Raw genomic sequence first — 21,195 nt, forward strand, 5'->3', positions numbered from 1 at the left:
CCAACTCATTCAGTGCTTTTGTTAACACTCTCGGAGCTACTAGAACCAGAACCTCGAGATTTACTCTTGTCTCCACCACTCAACTTCTTAGCAGCAGCACCAGCAACTCCAGCAACACCCCCAGCAGCAGCTTTGGCAGCAGATAAAGCTTTGCCCACCATTTGTCCAGGTGTCTGACCTGAGCCAAGTGCTGCTCTATGGTTACCAGCAAGTTCAGCAGCCATGCCAGGAAGAATGTTTAAAAAGTGGTAAAAGAGGAATAATACTAAACACAATTTTAATAATTCTCCGATGAGAGAGCTGCCAAACTCCATGTATGTAAAGTCGAATAGACCAAGTATGCTGCTCTTTTTAAAGCTATAATTTTGCATCATACATGCAAGAGTAGTTTCATTTTTATCACATTCCCCATCTTTCAATTTAAACCACTGTTTTTTCTTACTATATGAGATTTCTGCTTGTTTCTTTTCATATGACTTGTCCGGTTGTTCATTTTTATATGACTCGTCCAGTTCAAAATTTAAATTTTTAAAATAGATTTTATCACATGCTATGAACACAAAGGACAAAAACGCAAAAAGGATAACCGGGTATAAGCTATAGGTAATCAACTCTTTCACCCAGCCTTCAAAATATCCTTTGGTGTGTTGGAATAAAACCATAGGAATGAACAAAGGTGATAAAATGATGATTACACTTAAAGCAACTAGAGATAAAATAAATACATAGCACAGCCACAAAATAACCATCATCATCAGAACGGTCATAAATATACAGACAAGAGCTACTAAAATTTGTCCACCAGCAAAAATAATACCGATTACCGAACCTGCAACTAATAAGACAGGAGCAGCACCAAGCAAGACTGCTAACGTTGCAACACCTCCAGTACCAATTTTGCCACCAATTCCATCTAAAGGGGCACCTAAATAAAATAAAATTCTACAATCAAGCCTATCCCAAGGTGCAAGATAACTGTAAGATACCCTCTTTCCTGCACGAGTATATTCATAATCTGTACCTGCTTTATAATTACATATGCCTTTACTTTCAGATGATGCTTTTAGCACTATCTCTGACAAACCATTTGAGAGACGAGTTAATTCTCCATAATAATGAGACATGGTACTGCCTGTTGTGAAGTAAATCACTAAAGCGAATTTTATGATCAACATATACATTTCTTGAGGCCTCTGAACTCCACCAGACATGGCTTTTATAGAGAACAGTATTAAAGCTAAAACTAAAACAGCAGTTACAGTGTTTTTCAGCCTTTTCTGTGCTACAGATATAAAACTCTCACCATTTGGTGCACCTTTACCTGCAACTAAATTATCTAACGATTCCTTAATGCATTGCACTATCATAGAAGTTACGGGAATAGGAGCTAATGATTTACTCCCTGCCTGGTTATAACAAGCTTCAGAAACATACGAGCTAAAACAGCCAGCATTATCATAACCTACAAAAATTTTCCCCCCTTGTCCGTTGAGTCTTTTTTCTTTAGATCTGATAATAGTTTTATAGTCATCATTATTACCAATAGGAACTTTTTCCTCTCCTGTACCATCTTTATTTTTGAATATCATCACAGATTTTTCACACATAGGAGCAAGTGGGTCAGGTGGCAATTCCGTGCACCCCATATCAACCCCTTGCGGCCAAGGAGTCATTTCGATACCAAGCATTTTCACACTTGCTAACTCCACACATAATCTGCCCATTTTTCTTACTGCTTTAAATGTAGCTCCATGTATGGGTTCGCTCTGTCCTGCTTTGAGAACTTTACATTTCAGCTCACCATCAACCTTCGGGGACCATGACCCATCTACATATCCAGTATCTTTCTCCCTGACATCAAAATCTATGTATCCAGTTTCTTTTCTGAAATCAAAGTCTTTCTTGTTAAAAAGATTACCAAAAGTTAAAGGGTTTCGATGACATACTTCTATATATTCACTGTATTGCACACCGTTTTTTGGCCAGTAATAACTCTCTGTACTCTCCTGAACGTTAGAATTTAAGGCTTCTTTTTCTGCTCTTTTCCCGTCATAATCTTTTTTGTTCACGTCTTCCTGAGCTTTATTTTGCAAACAAGAAAAATATTCCTCTTCTGTTTGGTAATTTTCATTGGTGCAGCCACTATAACCTGTGTCTTCTAATTTAAAATTTTTGTATTTTCCATCATGATCACGTGCAACTGGGTGTTTAACAAAACTATGTTCACAAACAACAATCCCTCCTATCGCTTTCCAGACTCCAACAATTGCAGCTATCATTCCAACAATAACAAGAGCGGTAAACAAACCAGCAGAAGAAACGATCAAAACAATGCCAGTAAATATTGCGCCAACAGCAATCGCTATTCCAGCAAGTGCTGCAGCTGTTTTAAACGCTCCACAATCAGGATTAGAGGCACGACTAAAACTGCCAGTGGAATTAAATCTGCTAACAAATTCTGTCTTGTCAGTACCACTTACTCCATCTGCAAGCACTGGATATGAGAGTAAAAAGTCTATATTTAGTAAAAATATCGCAATTAATAGCAATGACAGCTTAGTCTTAAACATTTTTTACCTTCTGATAAAATATAGGCAACCATACTTTTGGGTTGTCCCCAACTTCATTTAATATATCGTGTAACAATAGAACACTTTCTGCACGTCCGGATAATACGTTGATTATATCATCCAGGCCTTTTAAGTCTATTCTAGCTACTACAGCATTGACTCCTTGTTTCACCAAAAAGAATCTAGTACTCGGATCTGTGTGCTTAATTAATATATATTCACGTTCAGTTAACATAAAAACATCCCGATAGACACTAGTAGCTTTCAGATTTGGTAAAAAAATCTGTGTCGCTGTTTGTTGTACAAGCGTATCGCTAATAGTACTTTTACTTGCATCCTCAACACTGTGAGTAGCAAAAATCACAAAAGCATTTAGTTTTCTCAGTACCTTCAACCAGTCTTTTATCTTGGGTGCAAAAACTGGATTATCTATTAACGCCCATGCCTCATCAAGAACGATAATAGATGGAGTGCCATCAAGAGATATACTAATCCTATGAAATAAATAAATCAAGACAGGTCCAAGAGCAACAGGATCTTTGAGCAAGCTAGCCATCTCAAAACCAAATACTCTTGCTCGTGAAAAATCTAGCAAATCTTCTTTATTGTCAAATATTGCAGCATGAGAACCATTATCATGCCACATAGATATTGCCCCAGCTAGAGTATCAGGACCTGCAAGCCCTAAAAACGGTACGAGGTTTCTCAAGAATCTGTCTTCTTTTCTTAATTTAAAATTTCCTTCAATTGCATCATTAATTCGTGCAATATCTTCTGAAGTAAATTTATCATTATATACCGAAATTAAAGACTTTATCCACTCCATTAAAAATGTTCTATTATCAGAGGTATCATCAAGTTGTAAAGGATTAAAATTTGTTTTAGTTCTTGGTTCTATTACAGTATAGATACCACTAAGTGCTCTTAAGAAAATCTCTGCACCGCGATCTTTATCAAAAAAGAATATCCTTGGAGAAAACTTCATCGCTTGGGCACACAGGAAATTCATTAAAACAGTTTTACCAGCACCAGTTGGGCCAATTATCATAGTGTGTCCAACATCCCTTATATGAAAGTTGAAAAAAAATGGAGTACCAGATGTCGTGTCAAAAACTGTAACGGCATCTCCCCAGTGGTTATTGAATTTATTACCAGTAGGATAATTATGTTGAGATGCAAATCCAGCCAAATTAAGACTACTTATTGTAGCTTTTCTCACTATATAATCGAAATTACTAGGAATTTGCGCCCAAAATGCTGGTTCAAGGTTAACTCTCTCACGTATAGGGTAAACACCGCAATTAGAAAGCTCTGATTCTACCAACGACAGAGCGTTATCCAATGATTTAGGACTTTTTTCTATACATAAAATAGTCAGGTGATGTTGACCAAACGCAATCTTACCACTCATTGCGTCATCAAGCGCTTGAGAAATTTCTGCTATTTGAGAAATAGCTTTATCTGCAGACTGTATCATTCGATTTTGCTGTATCTGCATTTTTCCAATCGCCATTTGCCTGTTTATAAATTGAAAAGATTGCGTAATTATAAACTCGTAAGGAAGTTGTAAAAACGAATCAAGCATTCCTGCAGAAGTATGATTTCCATATTCTTTGATACTAATTATTCCAGCATATTTACTCTCATTATGAGTCACAACCTGTATCATCTTACGGCCAAAGAATAACCTATGTACTGGTAAGTATCTTGATATTTCAGTTCTTAGCGGAAAAAGCGTATTTGTAACGAAGCCACAATTTACGATTCTAGATAGAAACTCCATTATTTCGCAGAACAAACCATCTGGAGTTTCTTTTACTCCAAGAATTTTAGGCGAATAATTTCTAAGGCTTGTCACTACACGATTTGTCGTTTCCTCTAAATCTTCATACGTGGCACGTATATCACTTTCCCAAGCATGTTTTGAAGTTACATGTCCGAATTTTTTTAGTAGATGTGACAAAAATTCTACTCCTTTTGTGTCCGCTCTACGGATAATCGTAATGTATAGGTCATTAATAAATGATTGCCTTGTTGCGTGTTTTTCTCTCCATTTTAGATTTACGTGATTAGCGAAAAAATTCGGCAAACCTTGACTTGCAAATTCATCAGAAAAAATATTTTTCTTACGTCTGATAGTATGAAAATACAAACTAAATCCCGGAGATGAAATGCTTCTTAGCATCTGATTCCTGATGTTGTTCTGTATGACTAAATCCTCGTCATCGGCGGTTTCAAATGCAAAGCCACTTAATTTTATAACCTTAACCAACCAATTTTCTTTTGTCATCAAGGTTGTGCTATTCCAATAGCAAGAATAAGGAATAAATTCAGCAGCGTGAACTTCCCTGCTCAGAGTAGATTTATTCTTTGATTGAACAGCCCTAAACCTCAGCATCACACAACGTTAAGCAATATCATAAGAATTGGCTCCATGATAAAAACGATTTAAACATTTCGAGCACTTTCCCAATTTTACCATAAATAATTCAATAAACAACGGTTCTTTTGCAGAAGCTATATAACCAAGTCCATGTATACCTGGTAACATTAAGAGAATCACTCTTAAATCATTTGAATTAATGAAAATTAGCATGCAAATCAGGACGTTTAATATTGCAAACATATAACTCACACCAAAGAGCATTGCAGGTCTTGTAAGACCTTTAAATAATTGATCTGTTTGTATACTACCTGTGGACATATCTTTAACCTTCTAATAATAGCTCTAACACTAATACTATATCATTATATTAAAAATCCATTGAAACTAGTAGCACTTTAAGTTAAGATACATTATTTAATCCCGATAATGACAAGTTGGCCATTTCAAGAAGCAGAAAAAATATTGCAAGAGTTTCCTAATAAAAAAGAAATAATATTTGAAACTGGTTATGGACCCTCTGGTTTACCCCACATAGGAACCTTTGGAGAGGTTTTCCGCACTACAGTTATTGTAAATGCATTAAAAAAAATAGCTCCTGGTATAAAAACCAAAATCATTGCAGTTTCAGATGATATGGATGGTTTGCGAAAAATACCAGATAATGTGCCAAATCAAGAGATGCTAAGAGAGCACTTAAATAAACCATTGACTATGATACCTGATCCATTTGGCACTCATCAGAGTTATGGTCATCATATGAATTCATTGTTGTGTAAATTTCTTGATATGTTTGAATTTGAATACGAGTTCAGGAGTGCAACAGAGTGTTATAAATCTGGCGTTTACGATGAAAAACTTTTACTCTTACTGAAAAATTATGATAAAGTGATGGACGTAATGCTTCCATCATTTCGGGAAGAAAGACAGCAGACTTATAGTCCATTCTTGCCAATATGCCCAAAAGCTTCTCAAGTTTTACAAGTTCCAGTAATTGAAACAAATACAGAGAAAGGAACAATCACATATGAAGACCCAAACGGGGAAAAAATAGAAGTTCCAGTGACAAAAGGAAAATGTAAACTGCAATGGAAACCTGATTGGGGAATGAGGTGGGCCGCATTTGGAGTAAATTACGAAGCTCACGGAAAAGATTTAACTCCATCTGCTGTGCTTTCAAGTCAAATATGTGAAATACTTGGAGAAAAGCCACCACTTCTGTTTTGCTACGAGCTTTTCCTTGATAAAGAAGGAAAGAAAATATCAAAATCAAAAGGAAATGGCATTTCAATTGAAGAGTGGCTAACTTACGCACCAACAGAGAGCTTAGCATTGTACATTTTTCAGAGTCCTAAAAAAGCTAAACGTTTATATTTTGATGTGATACCAAAATCAACTGATGAATATTTAGAATTTGTAAAGCGTTATCATGAGAACAAAGAAAAGGATATAAATAATCCTGCTTGGCACATTCACCAGGGCAATGTTCCCAATATAGAAACTTCAGGCATAAATTTCTCACTACTTTTAAACCTAGCAGCAGCTTGTAATGCTGAAAACAAAGAGATCCTATGGGGTTTTATATCCTCTTATGCACCAAACGTTACACCAGAAAATAATAAAATGCTTGATAGACTTTCAGACTTTGCAGTAAAGTATTATCACGATTTTATCAAGCCAACAAAATCATATAAAACTCCAAATGAAAAAGAAAAAGCAGCGTTACTAGATTTGAAGGACACTTTACATTCTCTATCTACAACTGCTACTGCTGAAGAAATTCAATCTCAGGTATTTTCTATTGGAAAAAAATATGATTACACCAACTTACGTGACTGGTTTCAGCTATTATATGAAACGTTACTTGGCCAAAAAACCGGTCCAAGAATGGGATCTTTCATAAAGCTTTACGGAATAGGTAATACGATTTCTCTCATAGAAAGCGCTACTAAATGTATACTTTAGAGTTTACCTCCTTTCATTTGAGCTCTTTAGTTTTAATAAGAATTCCTTGACAAACTCCGCCAGCGCCCTTATCACGATAGTGAAGCTATTGTATTTGCTTTCGCCAATCTGCAGATTAAAAGGTAAGGGTTACTTAATGTATCGGCGTCTTATGTTCAATTTTTTGCAGTATATAGATACTGTATGTCTTTACAAAACTTCATCTACATCTAGATTTTTATCTAAATAAGCTGAACGCGCTTATAAAGCGTTACAAGACATCAAAAAATGCCAATACTCGACAGAGATAGTAAAAGACTAGCTAACTCGGGGATTCTTTGTCTTTTTTTCTGCTTAGTAAATTTCTTAAACATTTGCAGCGTAGGTTAGTTGCAATTAAAAGCGGCTGAATCTCGCTTGTCAAGCGTTTAAAACATAAAAAACGCCAATATTTTAAAGCGGATAATAACCACGGGGCTTCTTTTGCCTTTTTTTTCATTTGGTAAATTTCTTAATATTTATAGCTAAACAACAACCGTCATCCCGCTACGTGTTAGCGGGATCTATGCTTTGAGATACCGCGAATGAATCGCGGTATGACGGTTCGTGGCGGCATGACGATAAGGTTTATACCTTGTCATCCCAGTGCTTGACACTGGGATCCAGCTTTCTTTATAAATTCACCAAAAGTGCTTCATTCTATAACGCAAAACCCATACTCACCAAATCCAATGCATTACTTGCAATTAAGTTTCCTGGATCCCAGTGTCTGGGCACTGGGATGACACCATCATAAAGGAATCAGTGTCAGCTACTTTCATGACACCACTCTTTTTCCTGGATCCAAGTAGTCGAGCTACTTGGATGACAGCTAGCCTGACAACCGTCATCCCGCTACGTGTTAGCGGGATCTATGCTTTGAGATACCGCGAATGAATCGCGGTATGACGGTTTGCAACGGTATGACGGTTCGCGGCGGCATAGTAATTCGTCATCCCGCTGCTTGTTAGCGGGATCTCTTGTTAGCGGCTAAGAGATACCGCGAATGAATCGCGGTATGACGGTGTAGACGATGGTTAAGTATCCCGCTGCTTGTTAGCGCCGCGGCGGTATGACGGTTCGTGGTGGTATGACGTAGAGTGCTTAGAAGCTGTTATTTTGCTATAAATGGCTGTAATGGCATCATCTATTTTATTGCTATCACAGCCTGTTTGTGCAAGTTCAGCATTCCCACCACAGTTCTTTTTAACTGCTATGGATATTAGTTCTTTTGCGCTAATCTTATTGATTAAGTCTTTACTTACTTTAATAATCAAGACTGTTTTATCTTTTTCTGTTGCCGTAAAAGCTATTACCGTTTTTGGTTTTTGTTGCTGCAAAACAAACTCTCTTATTACATTTGCTGGAATATCAGTGAAAGTGTGGCTTATAAAATTTATTCCATTTATTTCGGTGCTTTTTATATTCTCTGCACTCACAAGCTTTTTATATAGGTTTTTTATTTTGGTTTCGGATTTTTTGTGTTCTTGACTTAAAATACTTAATCTGCTTGTTATTTCACTCACTGGCGCTTTTACGAATTCTGCAACTTTTTTTAAGTTAATTTCATTATCACGTACATAATTGATTGCTTCCTGACCAGTTAAAGCTTCAATTCTCCTCACTCCAAAAGCAACAGAACTCTCTGTTACTATCTTAAATAAACCGATTTCTCCAGTATGTTCAACGTGCGTGCCACCACACAGTTCCCTTGAATCTCCAATCTTCACTACTCTTACTTGATCTCTATATTTTTCGCCGAATAACGCCATAGCTCCTTCGTCTATTGCCTGATTCATGCTTTGAATTTTTGTAGATGCGGAAAGATTTTCTCTGATTAGAGAGTTTACCATATCCTCTACCCAAAACAACTGATCTTGAGTCATTTGAGTGTTATGGCTGAAGTCGAATCTCAGTCTATCTGGTGCAACTAGGGAACCTTTTTGAGTGACATGATCACCTAGAATTTTTCTGAGTGTAAAGTGCAGAAGATGTGTAGCTGAATGATTTCTTCTTAAGGTTTGCCTTCTTTCCTTGTCAATGCTTGCTGCAACTGTGTTACCTTTACAAATTGAACCGAACTTAACTATGCATCTGTGCAAATATAGGTCATTAACCTTATTGGTATTCTCGACTATAATAATACTTCTATCAGATTTGATCAGACTGCCAGTATCTCCCACTTGTCCACCTGACTCGCCATAAAAAGGTGTTTTATCAAGTATAATGGTTATCTTTTCTCCCTCCTTTGCAGAATCAATTACTTCATTTTTAGAGGAAACTATAGCTAGTATTTTCGCATCACTTACTTCATTGAACTCATAACCAACAAATTTTGTTTTGCCAAATTTATTGATCAAATCAAACCATACTTGCTCAACAGATTTTTCACCAGATCCAGCCCATTTAGCACGTGCTCTCTCTTTTTGTTCTCCCATTGCATCATCAAAACCCTTCTGGTCAAAATTTATTTTTTTCTCTTTTAAAATGTCAAGTGTAATATCCAAAGGAAATCCGTAGGTGTCATATAGCTTAAACGCTGATTCTCCAGGCAAAGTATCGCCCGATTTTAAATCTGTAGTGAATTTCTCCAGGAGATTGATACCTTTCATCAAAGTGTCTTTAAAGTTTTCTTCCTCTGATTTTAACGTCGTTTCTATTAAGCTTTTAGCTCTGACTAATTCAGCTCCCATATAAGCCGAACTCGTGCTATCTATCAACACTGGAAAAATACGATGGAGTAGGGAATCATTATATCCAAGCAGGTGAATATAACGTGTGGCTCTCCTAATTAATCTGCGTAATACGTAATTCCTGCCCTCATTTCCAGGAAGCACTCCTTCTGCGATGAGAAATGCAGCCGCGCGAAGATGATCTGCTATGATCTTATGCACTATTTTATTTTCCGTTCTTCCACAGTACTCTTGTGATTTACTTATCAGAGCAGAAAATAGATCAATATCATAGTTATCATGGACGTTTTGCATAACAGCCGCTATTCTTTCAAGGCCCATTCCAGTATCGATGCATTTTTTTGGCAATTTGTGTAAATTACCTTCTTCATCTTTGTTAAATTCCATGAATACCAGATTCCAGATTTCAACAATTCTATCGCCCTCTTGTAAATTAGGACTCCCATGGTCATAAAAAATTTCAGAACATGGACCGCACGGACCAGTGCTTCCCATACTCCAAAAGTTATCATCCGTTGTAATTCTTATGATTTTATCACTTGAAAAGCCACTTATCTTACGCCAAATCTCGTACGCCTCATCATCAGTATGGTAGACGGTTATGGATAGTCTGTTTTTATCAAGAGATAACTCTTTAGTGATAAATTCCCACGCAAATTCTATCGCAGTTTCCTTAAAGTAATCACCGAAGCTAAAATTTCCGAGCATTTCAAAAAATGTGTGATGCCGAGTTGTATAGCCAACATTTTCCAGATCATTGTGTTTACCGCCTGCTCTTAGGCACTTTTGACTTGAGACAGCACGTTTCATTTCAGTTTTTTGAGCACCAGTAAAAATATTTTTAAACTGCACCATACCAGCATTTGTGAACATGAGCGTTGGGTCATGTTCTGGAATCAAAGGAGAAGAAGAAACCTGCTCGTGGTCATTATTTACAAAAAATTTTATAAATCTTTCTCTGATTTCGTTTAGCTTCATCGTTTTTATTGAGGTTATCTATAAATAATAAGTTGTAATGGAAATAAAATCAATACCACTCTCTAGATCTCAGAACTTCTAGTGACATGCACCTTGTGGTAAGAAAAAATCAATATATTCACGATAAATTTACCTCATATCTGTGTTTTATATGTGGAAATTGGAATGGAAATTTATGTAGGCAAAGAAAAAAGAATAGCAAATGTGGTGACTCAACACTGGAATGACATAAAAGGATCAGACAGAGATTGGCCAGAAAGGCATGAAATAGACACTGCAGAAATAATGGAATCATGGCAGCATTGTTTTGTCATTGAAGTCAAGGATCAAGGTTATATTTGTGAAAATGCAGGAGAAAAGGCTGTTGAATTCTATGGTTTTGAGAAAAAGACGCGCATTGATAATAAGTATGCAATTGATGCACCATTTTTGCGACTATATAAAATAGATGCAGTTATTGATAAACTTGATACTGTAATAGAGAGTAAATGCCCGATCAATGAAGAGGAAGAAAGTGAAAGTGTTAAAATGAGGCAAGTATTGTTGCCACTTGGGAATAAAGAAGGTATAACACACATATTGGGCGTAATTACTTTTAAACTCCTTTAATGTACAATTTTAATTTGATTCTTTAATAAAATTATTTATACTAATGCTTAATTACTATTAAAGAACTCAATAGTAGTGCTTGTAAATTTATTTGGAATATGAAGAAAATAAAATTAAAGACCAAATCTTCTGTGAAAAAGCGCTTTCACCTTACAGCTAAGGGTAAAGTTATTTCTACTCAGTCAGGCAAAAGGCATGGCATGGTAAAGAGAAGTAAATCTAATATTCGTAATCAGCGCGGTACAACGATTCTTGGTAAATCTGACTCGCGTATAGTTAAGCTTCATATGCCTTACGGTATTTAACAAAATGGAGGTAAAATAAAATGGCTCGGGTAAAACGTGGAGTCACTACTCACGCTCGTCATAAAAAAATATTGAAACTGGCAAAGGGTTATAGAGGACGTGCAAAAAGCTGTTATAGAATTGCATTGCAAAGAGTTGAAAAAGCACTGCAATATGCTTACAGAGACAGAAGAACCCGTAAACGTGATTTCCGTAGCTTATGGATAATACGTATTAATGCAGCAGCAAGAGAGCATGGGCTTACTTATGGTAGGTTTATGCATGGTCTTACACTTGCCGGCATTGATTTAAATAGAAAAATTCTTGCTGAGATGGCAGTTAATTATAAGGATGATTTTGCCAAATTAGTAGAAACTGTAAGTGGTAAATTAGCGGAGAATTCTTAAAGCAAAAACACCATGAGAATTATTTTCATGGGATCACCAGGATTTGCTGTTAATTCTCTGAGCTTATTACTGAAATCAAAGAGCGAAGTGGTGGCAGTATACACCAAGGCTCCAAAACCTTCGGGGCGTGGACAGAAGCCAATGAAATCTCCAGTACATGTTATCGCTGAAGAAAGTAACATAGAGGTATGTACTCCTATCTCTCTAAAGTTCTCGGCAGAGCAAGAAAAATTTAGAAATTTCAAGCCAGACGTTGCGGTTGTTGCCGCGTATGGATTGATACTTCCAAGAGAAATTTTGAATATTCCAAAATATGGTTGTATTAATATTCATCCTTCATTACTACCAAGGTGGCGTGGTGCAGCCCCGATACAGCACACAATTTTAGCAGGAGATCAAGAAACCGGGGTTAGCATTATGCAATTGGATGAAGGATTAGATTCCGGCCCTATTTTAAAACAGGAAAAATTTCTTATCGAAAAGAACGATAATTACAAGACATTGCATGATAAATTATCTAAGCTAGGCAGTGATTTACTGCTGAAAGTGCTAAACGAAATTGAAAAACAGCTTCCCTTAAAACAGAACGATAACAATGCATGTTACGCTGACAAAGTGGAAGACTATAAAATTTATGCAAGTGATGCCTGTGAAGTTGCTTATAGAAAGGTTAAAGCGTTTTACCCAAAAGCATTCATTAAGATAGAAAATAAACGTATCAGGATACTTGATGCTGACTTTGAAGCTCTCGCTTCAGAACAAGGTGAGATTGTTAACGATAATATGCACATAAGTTTAAAAGGTGGCACTTTAATTCCTAAAGTTGTACAAATGGAAGGGAGAAATCCTTGCAGTATTGAAGATTTTATTCGTGGCTTGAAATCAAGCATGGTAAAAAAATTTATAGAATAGACTACTTTGGAGGGAAGGTTAGGAGGGCTAAAGCAACTTCTACAATTTGGTATTCCGCTGCTTGTTAGCGGAATCTACAACAAGATACCGCGTTTTGGTGTACGAACATTGCAATTTGCAGGTAATTTGAGTAGTAGATGGTGTCATTCCAGTCTGGAATCCAGTTTCTATTGTACAGCCACCTGGTGTGCTCATTTAAAGTGAAGTTTTCTGGATCCCAGTGTCTGGGCACTGGGATGACATCTTTCTTGGTCTCTTGTATCACAATGTTCGTACAGTTGTGGATACCGTGGCGGTATGACGTAGTAGCTATATATAGACAAATTCCTTTTTCTTAGATATAATTTTAAAAAACTTTCCATATAAAAATGAAAATAAAAAGAGCTTTAATATCAGTATACGATAAAACGAATATAATTGATCTTGCATCGTTTTTAATGCAGCAACAAATAGAAATTCTTTCAACGGGAAATACTTATAAAACGCTATCTAGTGCAGGAATAAAAACACAAGAGGTCTCAGATTACACACAATTTCCAGAGATACTGGGTGGTAGAGTAAAAACTTTACACCCTAAAATTCATGGAGGAATACTTTGTAATAGAGAAAAACACAAAACGGAAATACAAAATCTAGGTATTGAGCCAATAGAGCTGCTTATAACTAACCTATACCCATTTTGGGAGACAGTAAGTAGCGGCTCAAATGAAGAGCAAATTATAGAACAAATTGATATCGGCGGAGTGGCGTTAATTAGAGCTGCAGCAAAAAACTTTCGTTTTACTTCAGTTATTTCTAGCATTCAAGACTACGAAGCACTAAAAGCTGAGATGATAAAAAATAACAATGAAACAACATTGGAATATAGAAAATATTTAGCAACCAAAGCATTTGCTCTCACTGCACACTACGATTCTAATATTCACAGTTGGTTTTTATCCCAGAGTAAAAATAATGAGTTGCCAGAGTTTTTCGCACTATGTGGGCATAAAGCACAAGAATTAAGGTATGGTGAAAACCCTCATCAAAAAGCTGCATTTTATAGTAATCAATTTACAGAATATCCGTTGGAAAAACTACATGGAAAAGAGTTGAGTTATAATAATATAGTAGATATAGAATCCGCACTTAACATAACTTCTGAATTCGAAGAACCTGCAGCAGTGATAATAAAGCACAATAACCCGTGTGGCGCTGCTGTTGGTGATAATGCTTTGGAGGCATATGAAAAGGCCCTATCGTGTGATGAAGTAAGCAGTTTTGGTGGTATAGTTGCCTTAAATCGGGAGATAGATTTAAGGCTAGCAGAAAAATTAAACGAGATATTTTTGGAAGTTGTGATAGCACCATCAGTAAACAATGAGGCGCTAAAAATTTTACAAAGAAAGAAAAATTTAAGAGTGATTATTCATAAATCTTTCCAACAAAATGTGAAATACCAAATTAAAAACGTTGTTGGCGGGTTTTTGGTGCAAGAAAATAATGATCACAAGATAAAAGCAGAACAAGTAACAGAATGCACTACAACAGAAAAAGAAAAAAAAGATCTTATTTTTGCCTGGAAAATATGTAAGCATGTGAAATCCAACGCAATAGTTATAGCAAAAGATGGTTGTGCTATTGGCATCGGTGCAGGACAAACAAGCAGAATAGATGGTGTTAACATTGCAGTGAAAAAAGCAGGTGAAAAATGTAAAGGTGCGGTGCTTGCTTCAGATGCATTTTTCCCATTTCCAGATAGCATAGTAGAAAGCGCAAAACATGGGATTACAGCTATAATTCAGCCCGGCGGCTCGCTGAAAGATCAAGATGTGATAAAAGCTGCAAATGAAAATAAAATTGCTATGTTTTTCACTGGCGTTCGCAGTTTTTTCCATTAGGCTTTGTGTCTTATCGTCATACCGCCACAAACCGTCATACCGCGATTCATTCGCGGTATCTCTCAACATAGATCCCGCTAGCGGGATGACAAATATACCGCCGCAGCGCTAACAAGAGATCCCGCTAACACGTAGCGGGATGACGGTTGTCAGCCAAGTAGCCCCCTATGATGTCATTCCAGCGCCCCTATGATGTCATCCCAGTGCTCCCTGTAATGTCATCCGAGTAGCTGACACTGGGATGACACCCTCCTAGTAGAAACGCTTTTGTAATTGCAACATTCGTGCAATCTTTAGCCATAAACATTAAGAAATTTACCAAACGAAAAAAAAGGCAAAAGAAGCCCCGTGGTGGTTGGCTATTTACTATGTACTAAAATATCGGCTTTTTTTTTATTCTAAAACGCTTGATTAAGAGCGATTTAGCTGCTTTTAACTTGCAACTAACCTACACCGCAAGTGTTTAAGAAATTTACTAAGCAGGAAAAAAGGCAAAGAAACCCCGTAGTAGCTAGCATTCAAATTCTCCCTTGTCAATTTGACGTCTTTTGCTGTCTTAAACGCTTTGTGAGCGCGTTTCGGCTTATATAGGTAAAAACCTAGAAATTTTTAAAGACATGCGATGCACGTAGTGCGAAAAATTAAACATGAGACGCCAAATACCCTAAGTTTTTTGTCATTAACCTGCACAGATTGCGAAGATAAATAAATAGCTTCAGTTTCATGATAAGAGGGCTGGCGGAGTTTGTCAAGTAAGTTTTTTCGTTTCTGTGACCAGTTGGACTTAAAGTCTACACAAAAAACGTTTACAACCAACGTTCAACATGGTAAATTAAAAACGGTTTATTCCTCGGTAGCTCAGTGGTAGAGCAGTTGGCTGTTAACCAATTGGTCGCTGGTTCGAATCCGGCCCGGGGAGCTCTTCTCTGTTGAATTTTAGTGTTGATTTTATATGGGCATTAAATCAGTCGTTTTATGTATACTAGATGGCTGGGGAAATGGAGTAGAAAACAGTAAATACAATGCTATTAGCAACGCAAATCCACCCTGTTGGCAATATATTAGCTCTAATTATCCAAAATGCAGTTTATCCGCCTGTGGAGCTGATGTGGGGTTACCTGGTGGTCAAATAGGTAATTCAGAAGTTGGCCATATGAATATTGGCAGTGGTAGAGTAGTAATGCAAAGCCTTCAGCGTATTAATCAAGAGATTGGAACAATAGAAAACAATGTAAATCTACAAAGTTTTATTAATGATCTAAAAAGTAAGAACGGAGTATGCCATATAATGGGATTGGTGTCCGATGGTGGTGTTCATTCGCATCAAAAGCATATTTCAACTTTAGCAAATAAAATATCACAGCATGGAATAAAAGTGGTGATACATGCATTTTTAGATGGCAGAGACACATTGCCAAATTCAGGAAAAAAATGCATTCAAGAATTTACAAAGAGTATAAAGGGAAATGACACAAGAATTGCTACTGTTTCTGGGCGTTACTATACTATGGACCGTGACAACAGGTGGAAGAGAACAATCGAAGCTTATGAGGCTATCGCATTTGCAAAGGCACCTTGTCATGATAATGCAGTATCGTTGATTGATGAAAATTATCAAAATAACATAACTGATGAGTTTATTAGGCCCGCAGTAATAGGTGACTATCAAGGTATAAAACCAGAAGATGGAGTGCTGTTGGCTAACTTTCGTGCTGATCGAATGATACAATTAGCAAGTATTTTGCTTGGCAAAACAGATTACGCTAAGGTAGCAAAATTCTCTTCAATTTTAAGTATGATGAAGTATAAAGAAGATCTCAAAACTCCTTATATTTTTCCTCCTACTTCTTTCGCTGATACTCTAGGACAAACAATAGAAGACAATAAATTACGACAATTACGTATCGCCGAAACCGAGAAATACGCTCATGTGACTTTCTTTTTCAATTGTGGAAAAGAAGAACCTTTCTCTGGTGAAGAAAGAATACTCATTCCCTCACCAAAAGTTCAAACTTACGATTTGCAGCCCGAAATGTCAGCCTTCGAGCTCACAGAAAAGCTTGTAGAAAAAATTCACTCCCAAGAATTCGCACTGATAGTTGTAAATTACGCTAATCCTGATATGGTAGGGCATACAGGTAATATAAAAGCAGCCGAGAAAGCTGTGCTAGCTGTAGATGATTGTCTTGCGAAAGTGCTGAATGCTGTTAAAAAGTCAAGCAACACCGCATTAATTGTTACTGCAGACCATGGTAACGTGGAATGTATGTTCGATGAAGAAAATAATACACCTCATACAGCACACACTCTAAATAAAGTGCCATTTATTGTGTCTTGCGATAATCTAAAACTAAGAGACGGAAGGTTATCTGACATTGCCCCTACTATTTTACAGCTACTTGGAATTAAAAAACCAAACGAAATGACAGGCAGTTCGTTGATTTCTTGCATTACCCTCTGTCATTCCAGCTAGGCAGCGTTATGCACCGGAATGACATCAAATAGATGTGTTTTAACTTAATCCAACTTTTAAATTTTTCGCTGTTAGTACTAATGATTCATTAAAGAAGCTGTCAATATCACCAATACTATCTATATTTTTTGTACTGATAGATTGGTCAATTCTTTTGACCAAATTAGATAAAACTTTATTAGGGCCAATTTCAACAAATTTGTTAATGCCACGGCTTGACATATACAAAACCATTTCTCTCCATTTCACTCTGCTTACAACTTGCTTGGCGAGTAAAGTTTTTATAACTTTGGGATCACTCTCCTCTTTAGCTGTAACATTTGATATCAAAGGAACTATAGGACGGGTTATTTTAATACCCTTCAAAAACTCCAAAACTTTTTCATCAGCAGGTTTCATAAGAGATGAATGAAAAGGCCCACTAACCTGTAATTTAATTAGTTTCCTCACACTCGAGTTTTTGAATAAATCGGGTAACATTTCAAGAGCTTCTCTAGTGCCACTTATAACCACTTGTCCGCCACCGTTATCGTTTGCAATTTCACAAATTCCGTCAATTTGAACTGATTTCAATATATCTTCCACTTCATTTATCTCTGCTCCAAGCAACGCAACCATTCCGCCTTTACATTTCAGTGAAGCTTCATGCATTGCTTCGCTGCGAACTTTCAGCAGCTTGATTGCAGACTCAAGCGTTAACGCTCCTGCAGCACACAGCGCTGTATATTCGCCAACTGAATGCCCACAAACATATTTAACATTGTGATCAGTGAAAAGAGATTTGCCAAACACATGCTCCATAACACGTAGCATTGCAATTGATACTGCCATTATAGCTGGCTGAGCGTTTTCTGTAATGGTTAATTCTTCAATAGGACCGTTGAAGATTAAATGAGACAGCTTTCTACCCAATATGCTATCTACTTCATTAAATACTTGTCTTGCAACGGAAAACTCACTATATAAGCTCCTTCCCATTCCTACAAACTGAGAGCCCTGACCAGGGAAAGCGAAAATCATGATAACTATTATTTATTCCCTATTGGGCATAACATTTTATCTATTTTTTGTCAATATTTTAGAATAATGATTGACTTAGTGAATTAAGTTCACTAGAATATTAACTGACTAAAAGTTTATAAGCAACAATGAATTATCATAAAATTATTATAGTTATGACAGACGGTCAAGAGTTTGAAACTCGTTCCACTTATGGAAAGGAGGGAGACAGGGTAAAGCTTGATAGAGATCCTCTTACTCACCCTGCATGGACTGGAAGTTTGACAAGCGAGTCAGCAAGTAAAACTAGCAAATTAGCTAAGTTTAACGATAAATATGGAAGCATTTTCTAATTTTCCTCCTCTTTAAGTTTTAGAGAGTTTACTGAAGCATGCATAAATACAAAAATATAGGCTATGTTGCTTCTCCATCACCAAAGTCCCAGGAAGTATCTAAACTATTAAAGAAACTTAATTTTATCAATATAACAGAAGAAAATAAGTCCGAAATCGATCTATTGATAGTTATTGGCGGTGATGGCTTTATGCTACGCACCTTACATAATTACGTTATAGAAAACAAAAACACACACGTATACGGAGTAAACACTGGCAATGTTGGGTTTTTGATGAATAAATGCTTTAGCTGCAGTGAAGATTTAATTGATCATATAGAGCATGCAACTTCAACTCAGTTAACTTTGCTAAAAATAGAAGCAACAGACACAAGTGGCAAGAGATATCATTACATAGCAGTAAACGAAGTATACGTTTTTAGAAAAGCGAACCAAATAGTAGAGATGAATATTACTATTAATGATAAGCTAAAAGTAGAAAAATTTAGAGGGGACGGAGTAATATTATCTACCCCCACAGGCAGCACTGCATACAACTTCTCTGCCGGTGGCCCAATCTTGCCGCTAAATTCAAATTTACTTGCACTCACTTCTATCAATAGCTATTACCCAAGGCATTGGAATGGAGCGTTAATATCAAACGATACAATCGTACAAATTGACATTAACGACACAAAAAACCGTCCAGCACTTGTAGTATCAGATTACAAGGAGTTTCATAATATATCACAGATAAAAATACAAAAAGACCACGAAAACACAATAACTTTGCTTTTTGACAAAGATTACCCTCTGAATGAAAGGATCTTTGATAGACAATTTCTATACTAATAATGTATCTGTTCAGATACATGGCTAATGTACAAATATTGAAACAAAAATTCCAGTGCCCCTGTGATGTCATTCCAGTGCTTGACACTGGAATCCAGCTTTTGATCAAAAATGTTGTATAGTACACAATCAAATTTTCTGGATCCCAGTGTCTGTGCACTGGGATGACACCCATTTGTTCCTATAGTTGTCTTTTCTCGTCTACTTTATTTTGCCACTCTGCTAAACAGATACATTATCTGTAAATTGGTATTTACTACATCTTAATAACTATAGCGTAATCAATGCAGCATAGTAATTAACTTTGGAGTGAATATGCATGGGTCAGTCGAAAAATCAACAGTAAAATTAACTTCTTACGAACAAACAGGTGACAGTAGCAAGATAACACTAAAAGATCCACCATCGCCTGAAGAAGCAGGAAATGCTATCTCAAGTGTGCTGAATGTAGTACCACGTGTGCAGGGAATGTCACATGAAGAATCAGATGATGAGGAAGTGGATCCTACTTATGCATCTGTAAATCGACAAAAAGATGGTGATGGAGCACCACCGATTTTGCCAAAAGCTCCAGGTTTACAAGACAAAGAAGACAAAAATTTGTTTGGTCTTAGTACTGAAGTACTACCTCCTTCCCTAGAAGAAACAAAAGGTGAGACTCATGATTGGGTATCACAAACAGCAAGTTTAGGTTTAGGAGGATTATCTGGTAATGGATCAGAAGAACATATTTATGCAGCTATAGACCCAAATGCAAAATCTTCGAAAAAGAGTTTAGACAGTGGAATAGGTGGTCAAAACTCAAAAGATGATTTAGGTGCGTCTTCAAATACTTTACCATCGTATAAAAGCAAAGATGACTCTGAAGAGTCTTTGTCACTAAATTCTGATATAGGTAGCACAACAAATAAAAAAACAAACAGATTCTTGCCAAGAGCAAAGTATGCCATGCAGCAGAAGGGTTTTATAATTTTTGTGCAAGTGCTATTATACTCAGTATATCTGCAGCTTTATTATATTTACAAGATAAAGCAAAATTTATTGCATTTTTTACAAACAGCCCAAAATATATCACTATACCAGTTATCGCACTTGCTGCATTGCTTGCAATTGGTCCAATATTTTTTGCAACAAGGCAATTTATAGATACTGAAGAACATTCCATTCAAAAAAAAGATGCGGATAAAATTTTAGCTGAGGTGTTGGAGCACCAGCCAAAAGATAAAGCTATAAAATCTGTAAGACTGGAATATAGCAATGGCACTCATTCAAATTTTGTACTTAATGCTTGGGAAGCTAAACAAGGCTTCACTAACATTGACGAAAAAGTAATTACTAGAACTAATAAAATAAAATCAGTAATTAACGACAGACCAATATTTACTGCATTATTTACTGGTGTAGTTGCTGCAAATATAGCGTTTCCTCTAGGGCTACTTGCAACACATGGTGTTAATGGTGTACAAAAATTTTACCAAAAACCTTTGACTAATAACATAGGATTATCATTACTTATAGGTTCTGGTATACTTGCATTACTCATTGTGGGTTTTGGCATACATTATTATAGAAAAACAAATTGCACTAATCTTATATATTCGCAGGAAAAGATTGACCCTGAAAGCGTTAACAAGAAATTCATTGAAGAAATAAAACACGAAAGAACAAATGTTCTTGGAGAAAACCACGGTAAAGACGCTAAACGCAGCAGCTTAACGCTTGAGCAAGTTGTGGTTCAATCTCATAATTGTAAGGATGTTGTTTATAGTGTCGGTTAATAAAATGCATGATATAGCTAGTGCAGCCCTACGTCATACCGCCGCAGACCGTCATACCGC

17 protein-coding genes, 1 tRNA gene and 1 pseudogene are annotated in these 21,195 nt (G+C 36.5%); 12 read left to right on the forward strand and 7 right to left on the reverse strand.

Features of this window, described 5'->3' with window-relative positions; genetic code table 11:
* Window positions 1–5 precede the first annotated feature (5 nt).
* The 3 genes from ONI09_RS01590 to ONI09_RS01600 are packed head-to-tail and all read right to left on the reverse strand — an operon-like array spanning window position 6 to window position 5,274.
* On the reverse strand, window positions 6–2,570 hold the full coding sequence (locus ONI09_RS01590) for a TrbL/VirB6 family protein (protein WP_265014218.1): 2,565 nt from the start codon (window positions 2,568–2,570) through the stop codon (window positions 6–8).
* Window positions 2,563–4,968 carry a VirB4 family type IV secretion/conjugal transfer ATPase gene (locus ONI09_RS01595; RefSeq protein ID WP_265014219.1) on the reverse strand — a complete coding sequence of 802 codons (2,406 nt, stop codon included), beginning with the start codon at window positions 4,966–4,968 and terminating at the stop codon, window positions 2,563–2,565. Before ONI09_RS01595 ends, ONI09_RS01590 begins: the two co-directional genes overlap by 8 nt.
* Before the next feature lie 9 nt (window positions 4,969–4,977).
* Window positions 4,978–5,274, reverse strand: a complete 297-nt coding sequence (locus ONI09_RS01600; RefSeq protein WP_007548615.1) for a type IV secretion system protein VirB3 — start codon at window positions 5,272–5,274, stop codon at window positions 4,978–4,980.
* Window positions 5,275–5,382: 108 nt separating this feature from the next.
* Here ONI09_RS01600 and ONI09_RS01605 point away from each other — a divergent pair, with 108 nt between their 5' ends.
* The gene (locus tag ONI09_RS01605) at window positions 5,383–6,918 is read left to right on the forward strand and encodes a lysine--tRNA ligase (protein ID WP_265014220.1); all 1,536 of its coding nucleotides are present in this window, start codon (window positions 5,383–5,385) and stop codon (window positions 6,916–6,918) included.
* Between the two features lie 725 nt (window positions 6,919–7,643).
* Here ONI09_RS01605 and ONI09_RS01615 read toward each other — a convergent pair.
* Entirely contained in the window at window positions 7,644–7,787 is a 144-nt protein-coding gene (locus tag ONI09_RS01615; protein WP_265014221.1) for a hypothetical protein, read from the reverse strand.
* Window positions 7,788–7,973: 186 nt separating this feature from the next.
* Entirely contained in the window at window positions 7,974–10,607 is a 2,634-nt protein-coding gene (alaS, locus tag ONI09_RS01620) for an alanine--tRNA ligase (protein WP_265014222.1), read from the reverse strand.
* Window positions 10,608–10,772: 165 nt separating this feature from the next.
* On the opposite strand from alaS, the gene ONI09_RS01625 reads away from it, so the two are divergent.
* From ONI09_RS01625 to fmt, 4 genes are all read left to right on the forward strand, one after another.
* Window positions 10,773–11,216, forward strand: a complete 444-nt coding sequence (locus tag ONI09_RS01625; RefSeq protein ID WP_010962890.1) for a PAS domain-containing protein — start codon at window positions 10,773–10,775, stop codon at window positions 11,214–11,216.
* A 98-nt stretch (window positions 11,217–11,314) separates the two neighbouring features.
* Entirely contained in the window at window positions 11,315–11,521 is a 207-nt protein-coding gene (gene rpmI / locus ONI09_RS01630; RefSeq protein ID WP_007548610.1) for a 50S ribosomal protein L35, read from the forward strand.
* A 20-nt stretch (window positions 11,522–11,541) separates the two neighbouring features.
* On the forward strand, window positions 11,542–11,907 hold the full coding sequence (gene rplT / locus ONI09_RS01635) for a 50S ribosomal protein L20 (protein ID WP_006279340.1): 366 nt from the start codon (window positions 11,542–11,544) through the stop codon (window positions 11,905–11,907).
* 12 nt (window positions 11,908–11,919) lie between these two features.
* On the forward strand, window positions 11,920–12,819 hold the full coding sequence (gene fmt, locus ONI09_RS01640; RefSeq protein ID WP_265014223.1) for a methionyl-tRNA formyltransferase: 900 nt from the start codon (window positions 11,920–11,922) through the stop codon (window positions 12,817–12,819).
* 87 nt (window positions 12,820–12,906) lie between these two features.
* Here fmt and ONI09_RS07060 read toward each other — a convergent pair.
* A pseudogene (locus ONI09_RS07060) lies at window positions 12,907–13,054 on the reverse strand (WPE palindromic element domain-containing protein); the annotation flags it as partial.
* Between the two features lie 133 nt (window positions 13,055–13,187).
* Between ONI09_RS07060 and purH the strand changes: the two are divergent.
* The 3 genes from purH (at window position 13,188) to gpmI (ending at window position 17,172) form a co-directional block, all read left to right on the forward strand.
* Window positions 13,188–14,699 carry a bifunctional phosphoribosylaminoimidazolecarboxamide formyltransferase/IMP cyclohydrolase gene (purH, locus tag ONI09_RS01650; protein ID WP_265014225.1) on the forward strand — a complete coding sequence of 504 codons (1,512 nt, stop codon included), beginning with the start codon at window positions 13,188–13,190 and terminating at the stop codon, window positions 14,697–14,699.
* A gap of 847 nt (window positions 14,700–15,546) precedes the next feature.
* Window positions 15,547–15,618: transfer RNA gene (locus ONI09_RS01655), tRNA-Asn, on the forward strand.
* Window positions 15,619–15,651: 33 nt separating this feature from the next.
* Window positions 15,652–17,172 carry a 2,3-bisphosphoglycerate-independent phosphoglycerate mutase gene (gpmI, locus tag ONI09_RS01660; RefSeq protein ID WP_265014226.1) on the forward strand — a complete coding sequence of 507 codons (1,521 nt, stop codon included), beginning with the start codon at window positions 15,652–15,654 and terminating at the stop codon, window positions 17,170–17,172.
* A gap of 39 nt (window positions 17,173–17,211) precedes the next feature.
* Here the strand turns inward: gpmI and fabD are convergent, their stop codons facing one another.
* Entirely contained in the window at window positions 17,212–18,192 is a 981-nt protein-coding gene (gene fabD, locus ONI09_RS01665) for an ACP S-malonyltransferase (protein WP_253303648.1), read from the reverse strand.
* A gap of 128 nt (window positions 18,193–18,320) precedes the next feature.
* Here fabD and rpmE point away from each other — a divergent pair, with 128 nt between their 5' ends.
* From rpmE to ONI09_RS01690, 4 genes are all read left to right on the forward strand, one after another.
* Window positions 18,321–18,524, forward strand: coding sequence for a 50S ribosomal protein L31 (rpmE, locus tag ONI09_RS01670; RefSeq protein ID WP_264707336.1), 204 nt, complete (start codon window positions 18,321–18,323; stop codon window positions 18,522–18,524).
* Between the two features lie 38 nt (window positions 18,525–18,562).
* The gene (locus ONI09_RS01675; protein ID WP_265014227.1) at window positions 18,563–19,357 is read left to right on the forward strand and encodes an NAD kinase; all 795 of its coding nucleotides are present in this window, start codon (window positions 18,563–18,565) and stop codon (window positions 19,355–19,357) included.
* 315 nt (window positions 19,358–19,672) lie between these two features.
* Window positions 19,673–20,503, forward strand: a complete 831-nt coding sequence (locus ONI09_RS01685) for a hypothetical protein (RefSeq protein ID WP_265014228.1) — start codon at window positions 19,673–19,675, stop codon at window positions 20,501–20,503.
* Window positions 20,458–21,135 carry a hypothetical protein gene (locus tag ONI09_RS01690; protein ID WP_265014229.1) on the forward strand — a complete coding sequence of 226 codons (678 nt, stop codon included), beginning with the start codon at window positions 20,458–20,460 and terminating at the stop codon, window positions 21,133–21,135. The genes ONI09_RS01685 and ONI09_RS01690 overlap by 46 nt, the downstream gene beginning before the upstream one ends.
* Window positions 21,136–21,195 lie beyond the last annotated feature (60 nt).

The sequence above is a fragment of the Wolbachia endosymbiont of Drosophila pseudotakahashii genome (genome assembly GCF_026015925.1).
Lineage (GTDB): Bacteria > Pseudomonadota > Alphaproteobacteria > Rickettsiales > Anaplasmataceae > Wolbachia > Wolbachia pipientis.